This is a genomic window from Serratia aquatilis, assembly GCF_044865145.1.
GTDB lineage: Bacteria > Pseudomonadota > Gammaproteobacteria > Enterobacterales > Enterobacteriaceae > Chania > Chania aquatilis.
In genome coordinates, this window is the sequence record NZ_CP173186.1 from 3,229,549 (window position 1) to 3,246,104 (window position 16,556).

The following is a 16,556-nucleotide window of genomic DNA, read 5'->3' on the forward strand; positions in this document are numbered from 1 at the left end:
ATAACAGTTTTGCATAGACTTTCCCCAGCATTTGAGACCAACTATAGGCTGTTTTTTAGACAATCCGGGTTCCGAGTCAAACTCCCAGTCATCAACATTGACTCAGTGTGTATCAAGCTGGCGTTATTCTTGTATAATCGCGCTTTCCCTTTTTGACGATTGCATCTAACACTTTGACCAATAACCGACTTGAATGGCAATCTCTGTTGCCTGCCGCTACGCCTTATCAGGCGATTTTTGATTCCGCTGCTCAACTGGCTCCCATTGCCTTTTCAGCAATCCAGCCCCGCTTGGAGAACACACTGACGCTGTTTTTGCATCCGCAGTCTCAGCCACGGTTTATGCTGTTGAAAGCGCAGGAAACACATGAGTTCCTGGCGTTGATAGCCCGAGCTGTAGAGCAGTTGCAACCACAAAATTCGATTAAGGGCAGTCACTATGTGATCGAAACAGACAAAGTCAGCCTTAAGGCCGCTACTCGCGGTGATGAACCTTTTGCTGCTGGCGGAGCTTGTATTTACCAAGAGTGGATTGAGCCAGAACAATTGTTCGGTTGCGTCAGGACCCGTAATGGCGAAATTACCCTGCAACCTGGTCTTATCCACCAGGCTAACGGCGGTGTACTGATCCTGTCCGCACGTGCCTTATTGGCACAGCCATTATTGTGGCTGCGTCTTAAGCAAATGATCATTCAGCGCCAATTCCAATGGTTCACGCCAGATGAAACCCGACCGCTACCGGTTTACATTCCACCTATGCCGCTGGAATTACGCCTGATTGTAATAGGCGATCGTCATGGCCTTGCCGACTTCCACGATATCGAACCGGAGCTGAGTGAACTGGCTATCTACGGCGAGTACGAGGATGACTTGCAACTCACCGAGCAAGACGACATGGCGCAATGGTGCAGCTACATTAATGCCGTGATTGCCGAGCAACAATTGCCTCCTCTGGCCAGCGACGCCTGGCAACCTCTGATGGTTCAGGCCGTGCGCTATACCGGCGATCAGGGTAACTTGCCGTTGTCACCGCTATGGGTCAGCCAGCAACTCTCTGAAGCCGCTTTATATGCTGAAGAAGAGCAAATCACTGCGAAAGCGTTGGAAGCAGCGCTGAATGCCCGTGAATGGCGTGAAAGCTATTTAGCCGAACGGATGCAGGATGAGATCGAGCTTGGTCAACTGATGATAGAAACCGAAGGCGAGGTTATCGGTCAGATCAACGGTCTTTCAGTACTGGATTATCCTGGGCATCCACGCAGTTTTGGGGAGCCATCACGGATCAGCTGTGTGGTTCATCTCGGTGACGGCGAGTTTACCGACGTTGAACGCAAAGCCGAATTAGGGGGAAACCTGCATGCTAAAGGCATGATGATAATGCAGGCTTTTCTGATTTCCGAGTTGGAACTCGATCAGCAACTCCCCTTCTCCGCTTCGATCGTTTTCGAGCAATCGTATGGAGAAGTTGACGGAGACAGTGCCTCGCTGGCAGAACTTTGTGCACTGATCAGCGCGCTGTCACAGCAACCGATCACTCAGCAAATCGCTGTGACGGGTTCCGTTGACCAATTTGGTAATGTTCAGCCAATCGGGGGGGTGAACGAGAAAATCGAAGGTTTCTTCGAAGTCTGCATTCGTAGAGGCCTGACGGGAAAACAAGGGGTCATCATGCCAGCCAGCAACGTACGTCATCTTTGCCTACGCGCAGATGTTGTCGAGGCGGTACGCGAAGGTCAATTCCATTTATGGGCGGTAGACAGCGTGGCAGAGGCCTTACCATTATTAACCGGATACCCGTATTCCGATGAACAGCAGCCAAGCTTGCTGGCTGCGATCCAAGAGCGGATAGCACAAGTGAACCCACAAGAACGTCGTCAGTGGCCTTGGCCATTACGTTGGCTCAGCTGGTTCAACCACGGCTGATCGGACTTGTTCAGCGTACACGTGTAAGCTAGACTGCGTCATTCATTAAAATAAGGCTTACTGAGAACATGGTAGAGAAACGCGAATCCTATACGAAAGAAGACCTTGAGGCATCTGGCCGCGGCGAGTTGTTCGGCGCTGGTGGCCCACCGTTGCCAGCAGGTAACATGTTAATGATGGACCGCGTGGTCAAAATGACCGTTGACGGGGGTAGCCATAATAAAGGCTATGTCGAGGCTGAACTCGATATCCACCCAGACCTGTGGTTCTTCGGCTGCCACTTTATTGGTGATCCTGTCATGCCAGGCTGCCTGGGGTTGGATGCCATGTGGCAATTGGTTGGTTTCTACCTGGGCTGGTTGGGTGGTGAAGGTAAAGGCCGTGCGCTTGGCGTGGGTGAAGTGAAGTTCACCGGTCAGGTACTGCCAACCGCCAAGAAAGTAACCTACCGTATCAATTTTAAACGCGTGATCACGCGTAAGCTGATCATGGGCGTTGCCGATGGTGAAGTACTGGTCGATGGCAAAGTTATCTACACCGCCAGCGATCTGAAAGTGGGTCTTTTCAAGGATACCGAAGCTTTCTAAGCCTAGGCATTGAATGGAGCCAGTTGCACTATCGCTGGCTCCACATGGCCCCCAACCCTGCGTACACCCAAATGACCGCCAGCGGCTCTCATATGCAACAGAGGGGCCAAGCCTGACGCTATTGCTAGTCACCTAGCTTCGACGCTGGAGAAGGCCTGTTACGTTACGCCTTTCAAATAAAGAGTCATTACGCCTTAATCAACAAATCATCAAAGGAATAATAATGAGCAGTCGTCGTATAGTTATTACTGGTATGGGTGCCGTTTCTCCTTTAGGTTGCGGCGTAGGAGCGATATGGCAACGTTTATTAGCCGGCCAATCAGGTATCCGTCCACTCCCAGAGCAGATAGTTGCAGATTTACAGATCAAAATCGGTGGGCAAGTACCCACTTTAGAGCAGGATCCCGAAGCGGGTTTTAACCCTGATGTTTCTGTCGCGCCGAAAGACCAGAAAAAGATGGACCGTTTTATTCTGCTGGCAATGGCCGCTGCCGATGAAGCTATTCAGCAGGCAGGCTGGATCGCCGATACGGAAGATAAACAGGAACGAACTGCTACCGTTATTGCATCTGGCATCGGTGGTTTCCCTGCCATTGCCCATGCAGTGCGAACTACTGACAGCCGAGGCACTAAACGGCTTTCCCCATTTACCATCCCCTCATTTCTGGTGAATCTGGCTGCAGGGCATGTCTCTATCAAGCATCACTTTAAGGGTCCGATTGGCGCACCTGTCACCGCATGTGCAGCGGGCGTACAAGCTATTGGCGATGCTGTGCGGATGATCCGTAACGATGAAGCAGACATCGCTCTGTGTGGTGGCGCAGAAGCCGCAATTGATACCGTCAGTCTGGGTGGTTTTGCCGCAGCGCGAGCGATGTCAACAGCCGCTGCCGATGCAGCTAGCAAGGCTTCACGTCCATTCGATAGCGCCCGTGATGGGTTTGTTATGGGTGAAGGTGCCGGTATGCTGGTTATCGAGGAATTGGAGCATGCATTGGCAAGAGGCGCTAAGCCACTGGCAGAAATTGTTGGTTACGGCACCAGTGCGGACGCTTACCACATGACTTCAGGTGCAGAGGATGGTGATGGTGCGTATCGGGCCATGAAGATTGCGCTTAAACAAGCTGGGGTGAGCCCCGATCAGGTCCAACACCTGAATGCACATGCCACATCAACTCCGGTAGGCGATCTGGGAGAGATCAATGCCATCAAGCATCTATTCGGCACCGATGGTGGTATTGCCGTTACCTCAACCAAATCAGCAACTGGCCACCTGCTAGGGGCTGCTGGGGGGTTAGAGACCATTTTTACCGCCTTGGCTCTGCGTGACCAAATTGCACCAGCGACCTTGAATCTGGACAATCCAGATCCTGCTGCTGCAGGTTTGCATCTGGTGGCAAATAAGGCCGAGCCAATGGCAATAACCTATGCATTGTCGAACGGTTTTGGCTTTGGTGGGGTTAACGCGAGTATTTTACTGAAACACTGGCAGGAATAATTCAAAGTTTGAAACTAAAACCTCCGCCGTGGCGGAGGTTATTCCTTACTGATGACAGAGAGCCGCTTAAGCGGTCACAGCCCTGTCTTCCATGGCTTTTCGCCACCCTCCCAGCCAGTTAGCCCGTGCATCTAAAGATTGATAGGGACAAATCTCCCTCGAACGCCCTGCAATACCTGCTTGGTAACCACGTGATTGAGCCCGCTCCAGACGATCTCTTTTCTGTCTTTTCATGCCTCGTTTCCCTCATTTTTACTCTGGCGGAAAGAAAACAATGACCGTTTTATAAACAGCCACCTTAAAGCAATAGCTCTAAAAGCCGGGAAGATCAATAAACGGATTTCACACAAGTGCCATATTTGTGAGCTATGTCCGGCAAAAAAGCTAACTGACTGATAAGTCTGAAACAATCTTAAGATGATGATAAGTATTAAAAAAATCCCGGCAAGGGGTTTTTATATTCCTTGCCGGGAAATGGTTAGATTATTTTGATACAAGCTATACTCGTCATTCTTCAAGTTCCATGGGTGTTAGCTGCGTCCGCTCGCACCAGTCACATAGTGGGCTATGCTCCTGGCGACTCTCGGTCTTGCCGCCTACATGCAACTCGAATTATTTAGAGTATATGATTTAAAGGCGAGCAGCCTGGCTGGCGATCTCCTGCGCTTCCTGCTGCCAGCCTTGGGCCAGCGTTCTGACTAACGCATCATAGCCATCCTCACCCTGCTTTAATTCCAGATTGAATGGCCGCTTAATCAGAGCACCCTGACGACTCAACACCCATTCCCCCTGAATGATCGCTTTACCATCATGGCGACCATGGAAGCCGCTGACGGTAACATTGAGTACGTCCTGATCGCTGCTCATCGGTTGTGATGACACTACCCACCCCGGTAACGCACTGCCGAGGTTAGTCACCAGCGTCTGCTGCAGTTGCTGATCCAAAGGGCTGGCCCACAGATTATTTTGTGCAGTCACAAACTGCACATCATTAGTCTGATAAACCACGCCACTCTGGGCAAGGAAATCAGCAACGCTGACATGCTCTAGCCACAGCTGACGAGACGCTGGGGTTCCATTTACCTGAACCGGTGTACCCAATGCGGGTAGCTGGTAGTAAGTCTTGCTTGGCGTGCTGCTGCAAGCACTCAGTAACATTACCAGGGCTATCGGGAGCCATTTCTTCATTTTTTGGCCTTCTTGGGCTGAGGATCGTCACTGCCCGCGGCTTCGAATACCAGGGCATTACTCTTGTCATTCAACGTGCGTAGCACCGGTTGCAGTTCACGCAGCACCTGGTCAAGACGCTGCATATCGGCCACCATTTTGTTGTAGGCCGGTGAACCGGGCTGGAACCCTTTCATGCTTCGATTGAGTTCTTGCAGCGTTTTCTGCATATCCGCAGGCAATGCTTTCATCTCTTTGCTGGCAATGATGTCATTCAGCGACTGCAAGGTTTGCTGCGTAGCCTGCATGGTTTTCTTGCTTTCAGTCAACGTTTTGGTTGCTTCTTCAAGCATTGGATTCAACGGCATTGAATTGATCTTATCCAACGTCTGCATCAGCTTCTGCTGGATCTGCGCCAAACCACTACTGGTGCTTGGCAAGACCGGATAGCCGAACAGCTCACGCGGCCCCGGCAAGGACTTATCTTGCGGATAGAAATCCAGATCGATGTACAGCGCACCAGTCAGCAGGTTGCCAGATTTCAGCGAGGCACGCAGACCACGAGACTCCGCGTCTTTAAGATGCTGTTCAATATTAAAGTTTTTACCCAACTGCTGGCTAAAGCGGTCTGGTTCAATACGTATAAGCACAGGAATACGATAATCGTTATCCAGTTTCTGCCGCATCCCTTCTTTAAAGAAAGGTACCTGCCCAACGGTGCCAAGACGAATGCCACGGAATTCAACCGGTGCCCCGGGTTGTAAGCCGCGAATCGAGTCAGAGAAGAACACCAGGTAATCGGTATGCTCGGTATACAGGGAATCCTGAATGTTGCGCTGGCTATCGTACAGCTCAAACTCGGCCTTATTTTTGACCTGTTCACCACGTTCCCAGCCTTCAGGGACCTCAAAACTGACGCCGCCGCTAAACAAGGTTGTCAGTGAGCCCATTTCCACACGCATACCCTGTGCAGACATGTCAAATGAGACTCCGCTATCTTTCCAGAAGCGTACATTGCTGGTAACCAACTGATCGTAAGGAGCGGTAATGAACAGTTGATAGCGCATGGCGCGCAATTTGGCGTCAAAATAACTGGTTTCTACTGAACCGACGCGATAACCGCGGAACAGCACCGGATCGCCAGCATTCAACTGACCTGATTTATCACTGTCCAGCAAGATGCGTAGCCCTTTGGCGTCCGGAGAGGCCAACGGTGGGGAATCAAGCAATTGGAAATTATCTCTCCCTTCCTTGCCTTTGTTACCTGGCTGCAGTTCGATATAGGCACCAGAAAGCAAGGTTCCCAACCCAGAGATCCCTTCGCGGCCAATCTGCGGTTTCACCACCCAGAAGGCGGAATCCTCGCGCAGCAGCTTGTCCATGCCGTCGTTGAGGCGAGCCTGCACCAGCACTTTGCTTAAATCTTCACTCAAGGTAACGCTTTCTACCGTTCCCACATCCACGCTGCGGCTTTTGATTTTGGTTTTACCCGCTTCAAGCCCCTCTGCTGTCGTTGTGACCAACGTCACTTCAGGCCCCTGATGGCTGAAGTGATAAAACAGGATCCAGGCACCAATCAGCACTGTCACGATGGGAATAATCCACACCGGCGACCAGCGTTTGATCTTTTCAACATCCGCGATATTGTCGTTACTTTCCGTCACTTTGCGGTTCCTTTTTCATTGTTTCATTTACGCGATCCCAAATTAATCGGGGATCGAACGTCATGGCTGCAAACATGGTAAGGATGACCACCATGGCGAACAGCAGAGCGCCGATGGCAGGATAAATACTCATCAATTGTCCCATACGTACCAACGCCGAAAGTACGGCAATAACAAACACATCGATCATTGACCAGCGGCCAACAAACTCCACCGCCTCATAAATAAAGTGCATACGCTCGCTGTCAGCTTTGGCCTTTTCTCTGCCATTTGCATAAACACATAACCAGCCAATAGCCAGCATTTTAAGGGTAGGTACCATCACGCTGGCAATAAAAATCACCATGGCGATGGGGTAAGCCCCTTCCCCCCAAAGCAGTATCACGCCAGCCATCACGCTGGATGGCATTTTGTTACCCAAAGCTTCAGTGATCATGATTGGCATCAGCATGGTTGGGATATACAAAATAACCGAAGTCATCAACAACGCGAGTGTCCACTGCAGACTGTTATGGCGACGGGAGTGCCCTTTGGTATGGCAACGCGGGCAGTGAACTTGCCTAGCAGGTAATATGGCGGTGCAACATGAGCAAGAACGCAGCCCCTGCTGCGCCCCTGTTATACCAGCCTGTAACGGTTGATCAATACGGGGGGCTGACTCAATATCCTGCCACAACCAACGGCGATCGACGCACTGGAAAGCGCGTACTTGCAACAGGCAAAACAGGCAAAAAGGGATAAAGCTGGAGCCAATACCAATATCACCATAGGCCATCAGTTTGACGAAACTGACCAGCACGCCAGCGAGGAAAATTTCCACCATACACCAGGTTTTGAACCGGAACAGTACCTTGGCTATCCAGACTTTCAATTTCAACGGCATACGCGCTCTGGCGCACAGCAGAATGATAGCCAGCATACAAAACGCCGGGATCAGTTGCACCAGCACCATGAACAGCGTGGCCATGCTGGCATAGTTTTCTGCCACCATCACTCGAGGGATTTGCAGCAGTTCTATCTGGTTTGCAATACCCGCAACCCGCATATTGATAAACGGGAATATATTCGCCAGCAACAGCATAAATAAGGCGCTTAGTGCATACCCTATCGGCCGTTTACGTGGTTCATCCCAACGGGCACTGAGTGTGGTTTTACAACGCGGGCAGACAGCCTTAGTACCAAACGCCAGGGCAGGCAGAGTCACTAACATATCGCATTGCGGGCAAAGCATCAGGTTATCCTGTTGCCGAGCGTCATCAATTGGATGACTGTGCTGCTTGTGGCTTTCGTGGGAACACACCATTTTCTTCCTTAACAACTTCTCTCATCAGCACACAGCAACATTTGCCCGCAGCAGCGTGCGGGCAAAAATTCAACCGATCAGCCGTTTTTCATTGCTTCCAATTCTTCCCAACGAGCAAAAGCTTCTTCGAGTGCTTGCTCTGCTGCTGCAAGGTCGGTGAGGACCTGCTGTGTTTCGCTATGCGGGCGGGAGAAAAAGCCCCCATCGCTTACCTGCGCCTGTAAGCTCTCGATTTCAGCCTCCAACTGCTCGAGGCGCTGCGGCAACTGCTCCAATTCACGCAGTAGGTTATAACTCAACTTGGCAGCCGCTTTCTTAGGCGGTTCAACCTTTTTTTCCACCGCAGATTTAGCTGGGGTATTGGCTACCTGGCGAATGGGCTTGGCGGTTGCACGCTGGTGGTGTGCATCGTAATAGCCACCGACATAGGTGTCTATCACTCCATTCCCCTCAAATATCCAACATTCCGTTACCGAGTTATCAACGAACTGCCGGTCGTGGCTGACCAACAGCACAGTACCTTGATAGCTATCGATCATTTCCTCCAATAATTCCAGCGTTTCGACATCCAAGTCGTTGGTGGGTTCATCGAGGATCAGTAAATTGCTTGGCTTCAGGAATAGTTTGGCTAATAACAAGCGGTTACGTTCCCCGCCTGACAAAGCTTTCACCGGCGTCATTGCCCGTTTTGGATGGAACAGGAAATCCTGCAGATAACCCAACACATGGCGTGAACGGCCATTGACCATCACTTCCTGTTTACCTTCTGCCAAGTTGTCCATCACTGTCCGTTCCGGATCCAGCTCAGCACGGTGCTGGTCAAAATAGGCTACCTCCAGCTTGGTGCCGCAGTGAACACGCCCGCTGTCGGCTTTCAACTGACCGAGCATCAATTTCAGCAGCGTGGTTTTCCCGCAACCGTTTGGACCGACCAAGGCGATTTTATCGCCACGCTGGACCTGCGCACTAAAACCACGCACCAGAACTTTGTCGCCGATCTGGTAATGGACGTCTTCCATTTCAAAGACAATCTTACCGGAGCGCACCGCCTCTTCCACCTGCATCTTGGCAGTGCCCATCACTTCACGCCGCTGCGAGCGCTCGTTACGCAGCGCTTTCAGAGCGCGAACACGGCCTTCGTTGCGCGTGCGGCGTGCTTTGATACCCTGACGTATCCAGACTTCCTCTTGCGCCAGTTTGCGGTCAAATTCGGCGTTCTGCAGTTCTTCCACGCGCAGTGCTTCTTCCTTACTTTGCAGATACAGCTCGTAGTTGCCAGGCCATGACACCAGCTTTCCCCGGTCGAGATCGACTATACGGGTTGCCATGTTGCGGATAAACGAGCGGTCATGGGAAATAAACACGATGCTGCCTTGGAACTCTTTCAGGAAGGCTTCCAGCCAATCGATAGTCGTGATATCCAAATGGTTGGTAGGCTCATCAAGCAATAGCACTCGCGGTGAACTGACCAAAGCACGGCCCAACGCAGCCTTACGCAGCCAACCACCCGAAAGGGAGGAAAGCTCGGCATCACCGTTCAAACCAAGCTGCAACAGCACTTCGCTGATACGGCTGTCAAGCTGCCAAAGCCCCTGGTGATCGAGGATCTCCATCACCTGCGCCATCCGCGCCAGATTCTTTTCACTCGGGTCCAGTTCAACCTGATGGGAGATCGCGTGATAGGCCTTCAGGTGCTCAGCCTGCTCAGCGACACCTTCAGCTACAAAGTCAAAGACTGTGCCACCGATATTACGTGGGGGATCCTGTTGCAACCGGGCCACAATCAGATCTTGCTCATAAATGATCCGCCCATCGTCCAGCGGGATCTCTTTGCTGAGGATCTTCAGTAATGTGGACTTACCAGCCCCATTACGCCCAACCAGACAGACGCGTTCATTGTCTTCAATATGAATTTCGGTGTTGTCTAACAAGGGAGCATCGCTGAAAGAGAGCCAAGCCCCGGACATGCTGATTAACGACATAGTAATTATTTTCCTTCGCCAGCGTGGGTTACCAGCCAGCAGTTGTGGATCTGACGGTTACGGGCAAAATCTTGTGACAGCGTCTGGGCAGTAATCTCTTTTGCCTGCAGACCGAGCACGTTCAGACCGTCCAAATCCATCTGGAAACCGCGTTTGTTGTTAGAGAACATAATGGTTCCGTTACGACGCAGTAACCGTTTCAAATCTTTCATCAATGCCAGATGATCGCGTTGTACATCAAAAGTGTTCTCCATACGTTTGGAGTTGGAAAACGTCGGCGGGTCGATAAAAATCACATCAAACTGTTCGTCGGCATTACTCAGCCATGACAGGCAGTCTGCCTGAATCAGTCGATGCTGTTGACCCGTTAACCCGTTTACCCGCAGGTTCTTCTCTGCCCATTCAAGATAGGTGCGCGACATATCCACCGTGGTAGTACTGCGCGCGCCACCCAATCCTGCATGAACACTGGCAGTACCGGTATAGGCAAACAGATTGAGGAAATCCTTACCTTTACTCATCTCGCCCAGCATACGGCGCGCAATGCGGTGATCGAGGAACAACCCAGTATCGAGATAGTCGGTCAGGTTGACCCAAAGTTTGGCATTAAACTCTGTCACCAACAGGAGCTCGCCCTTCTGTGCCAGTTTCTCGTACTGGTTTTTGCCCTTCTGACGTTCACGAGTTTTCAGCACCAACTGGTTAGAGGGCAGTTCCAGCACTGCCAGAGTGGCATTGATCACATCGAAAAGGCGTTGACGTGCTTTTTGTGCATCGATAGTTTTCGGTGGCGCGTACTCCTGCACCACAACCTTGCTGCCGTAGCGATCCACCGCCACGTTATATTCCGGCAGATCCGCATCATACAAGCGGTAACATTCGATCCCTTGCTGTTTCGCCCATTTATCGAGCTTTTTCAGATTTTTGCGAAGGCGGTTGGCGAAATCTTCAGCAACCTGCACACCGGCAGAACCCTGCGGGTTTTCCGCTAACTGATAGTTTTTCTGGACGCAATCCAGCGGGCCATTTTTCGCTTTGAACTGGCGCTCTGCGCGCAGTTGCAGGCAACTTAGCAGCTCAGGGGAGGCGCTGAACAGAGAAAGCTGCCAACCACCGAAAGCGCTTTTCATGATGCGGCCCAACATGTTGTGTAAGGCGATCAGCGCCGGTTCGCTCTCAAGGCGTTCACCGTATGGCGGGTTGCTGACCACGGTTCCCACCGGACCTTGCGGCAATGGATTGGTCAGTTTGCTGACATCATTCACGTTAAAGGTGATCAATTCCGCCACCCCTGCACGCCGGGCATTGCCCCGGGCCATTTCGATCACTCGGCGATCAATATCTGAACCAAAGAAACGCGAAGAGGTTTCTTGCAAACCACGGCGGGCGCGTACTTGCGCTTCGGTAACCACTTCACGCCACAGTTCGGCGTTATGACCGCTCCAGGCGGTGAAGCCCCAGTATTGGCGCTGTAACCCGGGCGCACGATCGGAGGCGATCATCGCCGCCTCGATCAACAGCGTGCCGGAACCACACATCGGATCAAGCATTGGCGTTCCTGGCTGCCAGCCAGAACGTTGCACAATAGACGCCGCCAGGCTTTCTTTCAGCGGTGCCTGACCGGTGAGATCGCGGTAGCCGCGCTGGTGCAAACCCTCGCCGCTAAGATCGAGCGCTACGCTGGCCATGTCGCGTTGCAGGAAAACGTTAACGCGAATATCCGGCTGCTGTTTTGCTACCGTTGGCCGCTGTTCCAGCTTGCGGGTGAAGCTGTCGACAATCGCGTCTTTTACCTTCAAGGCGCCATATTGGCTGTTGCGGATCTCTTCGTTGACGCCGCTGAAGTGAACGGCAAAAGTTTTATCAACGGTAAATAGGGCTGGCCAGTCAATGGACTGAACGCCAAGATACAGATCCAGATCGCTATGCACGCGGAACTCGTTCAGCGGCAGCAGAATACGGGAGGCCAGGCGGCTCCATAGCAGGCTTTGGTACAGAAGACGATCGTCACCCTGGAAATGGACTCCCCCCTGCACCACTTTGCAGGCGTGAGCGCCAAGCTGTTCCAGTTCGCTTTTTAACAGTTCTTCCAGTCCACGCGCCGTGCTGGCAAACAGAGAGTTCATATCGTGCTTATCACCAAAAAGAAAATCGTTGCGCATTATAGCTAATCCAGACCGCTTGTCATAAAGTTGCTCCTTTCTATTTCATTATCGTTTGGAGGCTGCAGTGTTCACGCTTTCCCGACTCTACGTTCATCCGGTCAAATCCTTGCGCGGTTTGCAGCTTTCCCACGCACAGGTTGCCTCTCATGGGCTGGCGTTTGATCGCACTTTCATGATTACTGAGCCTGACGGTACTTTTATTACCGCGCGTCAATTTCCGCAGATGGTGCTGTTTACTCCCGCATTATTGGCAGACGGCCTATTTCTGACGGCTCCAGATGGTGAAAGTGCCACTATCCGCTTCGAAGATTTCGCATCAGATGGCCAGCCAACCGAAGTTTGGGGTAACCATTTCACCGCGTTGATCGCGCCACAGGCCATCAACCAATGGCTCAGCGGTTATTTCCAACGGCCAGTGCAACTGCGCTGGGTTGGGGCAACTTTGACACGCAGAGTCACAAAACATCCGGAGATCCCACTCTCGTTTGCCGATGGTTATCCGTATCTGTTGATTAATGAAGCGTCATTCCAAGATCTGCAACAGCGCTGCCCAAGCAGTATCAAGCTGGAACAGTTCCGGCCTAATATTGTGGTGACAGGTGCCCCTGCCTGGGCAGAAGACGGTTGGCAGGTGATCCGCATCGGTAATGTAATGTTTGATGTGGTTAAGCCCTGTGGCCGCTGCGTATTGACCACGGTCAGTACCGATCGCGGCCGCAAGCACCCAAGCGGTGAGCCATTAAGTACCTTGCAAGGATTCCGAACCGCCGATAACGGCGATATCGACTTCGGCCAAAACATGATTGCGCGCAATAGCGGTATCATCCGCGTTGGCGATCAGGTTGAGGTTCTTTCGAGCAAACCACCGCGGCCCTACGGCTCCGGTAACGTCGTCGAAAGCCTAAAAGCGCCTAAGGACAATACCGACAGCGTCACTATTGAGTATCAAGGGAATGTGTTTACCGGTAATAACCAGCAGATATTGTTGGAACAGCTGGAACAACAGGGGATTCGAATCCCTTACTCCTGCCGCGCAGGTATTTGCGGCAGTTGCAGGATGACGTTGACGGAAGGCAAAGTGGCACCGTTAAAACAAAGCGCAGTGGAGGCTAATGGCACGATCCTCTCTTGCAGCTGTATTCCTAAAAGCGATTTGAAGCTGGCGTAACGCCACCTCGTTAAACTGCCCTGTCGTAAGCCGGGGCAGACAATTCGTCGGCGATAAAAGGTTTCAGGCGATCGTGCATCACTTTTATTGCATCCCCCAGCACCATGGTACGCCCGGCCAACACCAACTGATTTTGCGCTAACAGGCACAGGCTGGCATTGTCGCCCGCTTCCACCACCAGCAAACAGGCATCCTCACCACTTGCCATCACTTTCACCGAGGCCAACTCACCATTTTTTGGCCGTAGCGGATAGGGTTGCTGAGCAAAATGCCAACTCTTGGGCATCAGGGGTTTCAGGAAGCGAAAAGCCACCAGCGCATTTAATACCAGTTCAGCACGCTGTTCATAACTGAGTTTTATCTGCTTACACTGCTCTTCATAATCAAAATAAAGCGCTGCATCATCAACGCAAAAAGCACACTGGTTGAATGCATCGGGGGCCAACATTTTTGCAGGAAAACGCGAACGGAAGATCATACCATTGGCTAAATCGAGCATCAGCCGATCGTGCTCAGCGTCAAAATACCAACGCCAATTATCGTCAGGTTTTATCTTCATTTCTTATCCTTCTTACCACATGCCAACGCTGTATTACCCAAAAGATGATTTTATCACCAGAAAAGCCATCCAAACACTCAGTTAATTCTGTGAACGAACAAAATATAGACGAGCTGGGAGCATAAATAAACCCCCAGCCCGGAATGAAGGGAAAATATTAGATATGGGTAACGATATCTTTAATCAAACGTGGGCCGTGGAAGATAAATCCGGAATAAATTTGTACCAGCGTTGCTCCCGCATCCATTTTTTCCCGTGCCGCTGTGAGAGAATCGATCCCACCAACGCCGATAATGGGTAAACGTCCCTGAAGTTCCTGTGACAATCGGCGGATCACTTCGGTACTCCGAGACTGAACTGGACGACCGCTCAATCCTCCAGCCTGATCGCAGTAATTCAACCCCTGGATCAGTTTACGATCGAGCGTTGTATTAGTCGCAATGACCCCATCGATATTATGGCGGATCAAACTATCGGCTATTTGGATCAACTCTTCTTCAGAAAGATCTGGCGCAATTTTTACTGCAACCGGCACATATTTATGATGTTGAGCGTGTAATTCAGCCTGTTTATTTTTAATCGCAGCTAACAGATCGTCCAGCGCTTCGCCATACTGTAAGGAACGTAATCCTGGGGTATTCGGCGAAGAGATATTAATCGCGATATATCCGGCATATGGATAAATTTTATCCATACATATTAGGTAATCGTCTTTACCCTGCTCTACCGGGGTATCTTTATTCTTGCCGATATTGATCCCGAGAATGCCACCAAAGTGGGATTTTTTGACGTTTTCAACCAGGTTATCCACCCCATGGTTATTAAACCCCATACGGTTAATCAAACCCTCGGCTTCAACGATACGGAATAAACGTGGTTTATCATTCCCAGGCTGTGGACGCGGCGTGACGGTTCCTACCTCCACAAAACCAAACCCCATGGCCCCAAAGGCATCGATGCATTCGCCATCTTTATCCAGCCCGGCAGCAAGACCTAACGGGTTTTTAAAAGAGAGCCCCATGCAGTTTACCGGCTTGCTCGGTACAGACTGACGGATAAGAAACTCTAATAGGGTGCCGGTAATACGGCGGAGTTGACTGAAAGTCAATTCATGCGCGCGTTCGGGATCGAGCTGGAACAACGCCTTCCTGATGATGGGGTAGTACATGTACTCTCCTGATTTCCCGGTTAGTTGCAAACCGGGGGCATATTATCCGGTATCCCCTCACCAATTGGAATTGATTAAAGGCAAAAAAAGCGCTTTTAACGCAATCGTTTTCTTTTGAACCCTTGTAACCCCTGCCTTTCCTCATTTACGCATATCGAAATCAAAAATTGAGATTTAAAAAACACCCTTCTTTTCTGTTAGCTTTAAAACACTTTGCAAACATAAATTTAACATTGATAACTTTTAGTTATAAGGAATGGTAATGCGCATTATTTCTCTCGCTGGCAGTCCACGAATTCCCTCGCGCTCCGCAGCACTGTTAGCGCTACGCCAGTCTACAAAGCCTCCTTTTCAGGTGCCCTGAAAACGTTGCTCGATCTGCTACCAGAGCGTGCACTGGAACATAAAGTGGTTTTGCCATTGGCGACCGGGGGTTCCATCGGACACATGCTAGCCGTGGATTATGCACTAAAACCGGTATTAGCCGCGCTGAAGGCGCAAGAGGTACTGCAGGGCGTATTCGCCGATGACAGCCAAATTATCCTTGATGGAGAACAGGCCACGCTCTCTGACAGAGTTACGGCCAGGTTGGAAGAAGCGTTGGAGGGTTTCTATCTGGCACTCAACCGCCACAAGCCATCGCTGTTAAAAACTCCACTGACGCTATTGACCCGTCAAACCGCATAAAGACCATAAAGGAAATCATCATGCTTCTGTCCCTCTCTTTTCTTCGTGGGTTAAGCGCGGCGGTACTGGCCACGATCGGTATGCTGGCACTGCGCAGGTTGAACTCTACCTTACCTGGGGAGAAACCCCCGCCCAGGTGAAAGAAAAAATCGCAGAAGTTCGTGCCAAAGCGGCAGCAAAAGGAAGGAAGGTACGTTTCGGCATCCGCCTGCACGTCATTGTGCGTGAAACCACAGAAGAGGCCTGGCGAGCAGCCAATCGTTTGATCGCTAATCTGGATGAAAAGACCATAGCCGATGCGCAACAAGCCTTTGCACGTTTCGACTCTGTTGGCCAGCAACGCATGGCGGCCTTGCACGGAGGGAAGAAAGATAATCTGGAAATCAGCCCCAACCTGTGGGCCGGTGTGGGTTTAGTACGTGGTGGTGCTGGCACAGCATTGGTGGGCGATGAGCCGACTGTGGCGGAGCGTATCCGGGAATACGCCGATCTGGGCATCGATACTTTTGTTCTCTCAGGCTATCCGCATCTTGAGGAAGCCTACCGCGAAGCGGAGTTACTGTTCCCCCATATTGATCTGGCCACTGCAGAGATCCCCACACAACGGCGCGCGATCAAGCCGCAGGGTGAAGCGATCGCCAATATTTATGTTCCGCAAAAAGTGTCGCAAAGCTAAGGAGAATAAT

Annotated in this window: 12 protein-coding genes and 2 pseudogenes; 6 read left to right on the top strand and 8 right to left on the bottom strand. The window is 51.2% G+C overall.

Features of this window, described 5'->3' with window-relative positions:
- Positions 1-173 precede the first annotated feature (173 nt).
- From SAQUA_RS14735 to fabF, 3 genes are all read left to right on the top strand, one after another.
- The gene (locus SAQUA_RS14735) at positions 174-1,922 is read left to right on the top strand and encodes an AAA family ATPase (RefSeq protein WP_380677003.1); all 1,749 of its coding nucleotides are present in this window, start codon (positions 174-176) and stop codon (positions 1,920-1,922) included.
- A 68-nt stretch (positions 1,923-1,990) separates the two neighbouring features.
- Entirely contained in the window at positions 1,991-2,509 is a 519-nt protein-coding gene (gene fabA, locus SAQUA_RS14740; RefSeq protein WP_380677001.1) for a bifunctional 3-hydroxydecanoyl-ACP dehydratase/trans-2-decenoyl-ACP isomerase, read from the top strand.
- 223 nt (positions 2,510-2,732) lie between these two features.
- A complete protein-coding gene (gene fabF, locus SAQUA_RS14745; protein WP_380676999.1) occupies positions 2,733-4,007 on the top strand; it encodes a beta-ketoacyl-ACP synthase II in 1,275 nt (424 codons plus the stop codon).
- Between the two features lie 66 nt (positions 4,008-4,073).
- Here the strand turns inward: fabF and rmf are convergent, their stop codons facing one another.
- The 6 genes from rmf to rlmKL form a co-directional block, all read right to left on the bottom strand.
- Entirely contained in the window at positions 4,074-4,241 is a 168-nt protein-coding gene (rmf, locus tag SAQUA_RS14750; RefSeq protein ID WP_317695921.1) for a ribosome modulation factor, read from the bottom strand.
- 396 nt (positions 4,242-4,637) lie between these two features.
- The gene (pqiC, locus tag SAQUA_RS14755) at positions 4,638-5,195 is read right to left on the bottom strand and encodes a membrane integrity-associated transporter subunit PqiC (RefSeq protein WP_380676996.1); all 558 of its coding nucleotides are present in this window, start codon (positions 5,193-5,195) and stop codon (positions 4,638-4,640) included.
- Positions 5,192-6,838 (bottom strand): intermembrane transport protein PqiB, encoded by a 1,647-nt coding sequence (pqiB, locus tag SAQUA_RS14760; RefSeq protein ID WP_380676994.1) that lies wholly within the window; start codon positions 6,836-6,838, stop codon positions 5,192-5,194. The genes pqiC and pqiB overlap by 4 nt, the downstream gene beginning before the upstream one ends.
- Positions 6,825-8,141: a membrane integrity-associated transporter subunit PqiA gene (pqiA, locus tag SAQUA_RS14765; protein WP_380676992.1), complete on the bottom strand. Its 1,317-nt coding sequence runs from the start codon at positions 8,139-8,141 to the stop codon at positions 6,825-6,827. The genes pqiB and pqiA overlap by 14 nt, the downstream gene beginning before the upstream one ends.
- A gap of 77 nt (positions 8,142-8,218) precedes the next feature.
- The gene (locus tag SAQUA_RS14770) at positions 8,219-10,123 is read right to left on the bottom strand and encodes an ABC transporter ATP-binding protein (RefSeq protein ID WP_380676990.1); all 1,905 of its coding nucleotides are present in this window, start codon (positions 10,121-10,123) and stop codon (positions 8,219-8,221) included.
- Between the two features lie 5 nt (positions 10,124-10,128).
- The gene (gene rlmKL, locus SAQUA_RS14775; RefSeq protein ID WP_380677197.1) at positions 10,129-12,249 is read right to left on the bottom strand and encodes a bifunctional 23S rRNA (guanine(2069)-N(7))-methyltransferase RlmK/23S rRNA (guanine(2445)-N(2))-methyltransferase RlmL; all 2,121 of its coding nucleotides are present in this window, start codon (positions 12,247-12,249) and stop codon (positions 10,129-10,131) included.
- A 103-nt stretch (positions 12,250-12,352) separates the two neighbouring features.
- Between rlmKL and SAQUA_RS14780 the strand changes: the two genes are divergently transcribed.
- Positions 12,353-13,456, top strand: coding sequence for a YcbX family protein (locus SAQUA_RS14780; RefSeq protein ID WP_380676988.1), 1,104 nt, complete (start codon positions 12,353-12,355; stop codon positions 13,454-13,456).
- A gap of 10 nt (positions 13,457-13,466) precedes the next feature.
- On the opposite strand, the gene SAQUA_RS14785 is transcribed toward SAQUA_RS14780, so the two are convergent.
- Positions 13,467-14,015, bottom strand: coding sequence for a cell division protein ZapC (locus SAQUA_RS14785; RefSeq protein WP_380676986.1), 549 nt, complete (start codon positions 14,013-14,015; stop codon positions 13,467-13,469).
- 157 nt (positions 14,016-14,172) lie between these two features.
- Positions 14,173-15,183: a quinone-dependent dihydroorotate dehydrogenase gene (gene pyrD / locus SAQUA_RS14790; protein ID WP_380676984.1), complete on the bottom strand. Its 1,011-nt coding sequence runs from the start codon at positions 15,181-15,183 to the stop codon at positions 14,173-14,175.
- A gap of 318 nt (positions 15,184-15,501) precedes the next feature.
- Between pyrD and SAQUA_RS14795 the strand changes: the two are divergent.
- Positions 15,502-15,870, top strand: a pseudogene (locus SAQUA_RS14795) (NAD(P)H-dependent oxidoreductase); the annotation flags it as partial.
- A gap of 94 nt (positions 15,871-15,964) precedes the next feature.
- A pseudogene (locus tag SAQUA_RS14800) lies at positions 15,965-16,546 on the top strand (LLM class flavin-dependent oxidoreductase); the annotation flags it as partial.
- Positions 16,547-16,556: the final 10 nt, after the last annotated feature.